General features: G+C 61.6%; 2 protein-coding genes and 1 pseudogene. All 3 read right to left on the bottom strand.

Annotation, left to right across the window (positions count from 1 at the left end):
• Positions 1 to 1,152 (bottom strand): glycosyltransferase family 4 protein (locus tag ACYVDE_RS18380; RefSeq protein ID WP_460503006.1); only part of this gene is annotated, 1,152 nt, incomplete at its 3' end.
• Between the two features lie 119 nt (positions 1,153 to 1,271).
• The gene (locus ACYVDE_RS18375) at positions 1,272 to 2,327 is read right to left on the bottom strand and encodes a potassium channel family protein (protein WP_460503005.1); all 1,056 of its coding nucleotides are present in this window, start codon (positions 2,325 to 2,327) and stop codon (positions 1,272 to 1,274) included.
• A 180-nt stretch (positions 2,328 to 2,507) separates the two neighbouring features.
• Positions 2,508 to 3,197, bottom strand: a pseudogene (locus tag ACYVDE_RS18370) (DNA primase); the annotation flags it as partial.

Genomic DNA, 3,197 nt, shown 5'->3' with positions numbered 1-3,197 from the left:
CGCGGCGGCGCCAATGGCCGCTACCGGTACCTCGCCCCGGTACCAGGCCCGCAACGCATCGAGCCAGGCAGCGGCCGAGTCGCGCAGCACGATATCGTGGCCGTCGCGCACGGCAATTCCTTCGGCGCCCAGGGTAGTGCTCAGAATGGCTTTGCCCAGCGCCATGCCCTCGATGATTTTGATGCGCATGCCGCCGCCGCTCAGCAGCGGCACCAGCATCAGCTCGTACTGCTGCATGAAGGCGGTGGCCGAATCGACGAAGCCATGCACCACCACGCCATCGGTGCGGGGCTTCAAAAGCTCTTCAGGTGTACCGCTGCCGGCTACGTGCAACTCTACATCGGGCATTTCGGCATGCACGGCAGGCCACACTTCGCGCAGCAGCCAGTGCAACCCTTCGAGGTTGGGCAGCCAGTTCAGCGAGCCCAGCATGAATAGCGTGCGCGGCTTGGGCTTGATGGTTGGGTCGGGCTGGAAGCGGCTCAAATCGGCCCCGGCCGGAATGAACACCACCGGCTCGGGGCAACCCAGTGCCCGCAGCCGCCGGGCATCGTCGTCGGTGATGGCGGCTACCGCGTCTACGCGGTGCAGCATCCACTTCTCGAACTTTTTTAAACGCGCAGCCATGTCACGTAGATACCATCTCTTCAATGGGTTGCCTGTACGTCCCGCCAACATTTCCCAGATGGAATATTCAACGTTGTGTGCCCGCAGTACAATTGGCGGCAAGTAGTGGCGAGCTGGAATTTTTCCGCTTACCCCTTCTTGGGTTAGAAATCCAGCATACCAAGCAGCGAATGTTCCTTCCATCTGTATCAAATCAAAGGATTGAGATAGCAACAACTCCACCAGCTTCTCCCCCACCGCGGCACTTATAAAACGCTCCACGATGTAGGGCTGCCGGCTCAGCAGCAGGTTCTTCAGCGCCTTCAGCGGCGACAGGTCCGTGTTCACGTCCACCGTTAAGAGCCGGAAATTAGGGCCGAGGTGAGCTAGCGCATCGGCCGGCTGGTGGTGCTTGGGCGTGTTGATGGCCAGCATCGTGACGCGGTGCCCGGCCTGCACGAGGCCCGCCGCCACGTCGTACATGGCAATGGCCCCGCCGGTAGTAAGCGGAAACGGCACGCGCGGACAAACTTGCAGAAGGTGCACTGTGGGGAAGGGTTGAATTTTAAGGGTTGAGTTTTGAATGTTGAGGGTTGAATGCTTGGCAGGCTGCGACCGGGCCGAACTAAGAAATTCAACCTTCAACATTCAAAACTCAACACTTCTTACAGTTGGCGGAAGCGGACTTCGAAGGTTTCAATCTGTTCTTCGCTGCCCAGTACCAGCAGCACGTCGCCGGGGGCCAGCACGTAGTCCACGGGCGGGCTCACGAGCAGCGAGCCATCGGCCTGGCGCAGGCCGATAATGGTGGCCCCGGTGATGGAGCGCACGTCCATCTCGCGAATGCTACGGCCTTGCAAGTCCTTGCGCAGCTGCTGGAAACTCATTTCTTCGAGCCGCAGCTTGTCGGCGCTCAGGCCCGAAATAAGGTCGAGAAAGCGAATGACTTCGGGGCGCACCACGAGGTTGGCCATGTGCGAGCCGCCGATTTCGTCGGGCATCACCACCGAATCAGCACCTGCTGAAATCAACTTGCTTTCGGAGGTTTTTTGGGAGGCGCGGGCGATGATGCGCAGGCGCGGGTTGAGGGCCCGGGCCGAGAGGGCCACGAACACGTTGTCGGCATCCTTGGGCAGGGCGGTAATGAGCGAGGAGGCCCGCTCCACGCCGGCCTGCTTGAGCACGCGGTCGGCGGTGGCGTCGCCGTACACGGTGTAGATGTTGCCGCCGGGCAGGCCGTTGCCGTCGTAGTCTTCGTCGGTTTCGCCCTCGGTATGGCTTTTCATCAGCTCCTGGTTCATTTCGATGACCACCACGCGCACGCCATTTGCCACCAGCTCCTGGTAGGCGCGGCGGCCGTTGCGCCCGAAGCCGCACACGATGACGTGCCCGCTGAAGCGCTTTATCTCTTGGTCGGTCCGAATCATATTGTAAATTTTGCGCAGCTCGCCGTCAAAGATAAAGGCGGAAAAAACCGACACCAGGTAGGCCACCACCACCAGGTTGTAGAGAATGTAGAACGAGACGAACAGCCGGCCCGCCTCCGAAAACGTGTGAATCTCGCCAAAGCCCACCGTGGCCACGGTCGTCACGGTCATGTAAAAGGCATCGACCGGCCCGTAGTGCTCGATGTAGGTGAAGCCGGTCATGCCGATGACCAGGCTGGCCACCGTGAGCACGAAGGCCAGCAGCAGGCGGTTGATATTGAAGCGGCGGAGCATGGAGATTAGGGCAAACCAGGGCAGCAAAGAACGTCATGCTGCACGAAAGCAGCGCGCCACGCTGAGCGCAGCCGAAGCATTTCGCGTGCAGCGGTAAATCCATTCATTAGGATTAGTGCTGCGGTAGAGATGCTTCGGCTGCGCTCGGCATGACGCGCTGTTTTTATTCGAGCAGAATCCTTACGCGCTGCGTCCCACCACGGTGCCCAGCAGGGCGGCCAGTTCGTTGTCGAGCTCCTTGAGGCGCTTGATGTCGCCCAGGATTTCGAACATCTCGGCGTCATCGAGCGGGTGGCGGAGCTTTTCGAGGCACTGGTCGAGCTCGCGCTGCACGTGCACCTTGTTGAGGCGCAGCACGGCGTTGTCGCAGGCCAGCTGGGGCATGTCGACTTCGTTGAAGACGTAGATTTCCTTAGTGCGCCAGTTGGGGCTTATTTCGTAGCGCTCGGTGGCCAGGTCGGTGATGAGGCGGCGAATGTCTTCGCGCTCGTTTTGGGCCAGCTGGCGGGCGTCGGGGAAGCGGCCGGCCAGCAGCTCCTGCCGGCAGATTTCCCACATCTCGGCGTAGAGCGGCACTTGGAGCGGGTACTCGCCGAGCTGGCCCATGAGGTAGCCGGCCACGCTCATCTCGTTGTCGATTTCGCGGCCGGCGTAGAGCACCAGCAGGCGCAGCACCTCGCGCTCGCACACCTGCAACATGTCGGGCTGCGGGTCGTTATCAACGGCTTTGGCCGGGGCGGCGAAGGAACTGCCCAGCGACTCGGCCGCTTCGGCGCCGCCGTACATCAGCATTTCGGCCTCTTCCTCGTCGCTCATCGGGCGCGGGGCGGGGGCCGAGCGGGGGTTGCTGCTGGGCGGGAAGCCGGTGTT

This window comes from Hymenobacter agri, from assembly GCF_054778495.1.
Note: the sequence above shows the minus strand (reverse complement) of the source record. Positions and strands in the feature narration are given on the sequence as shown.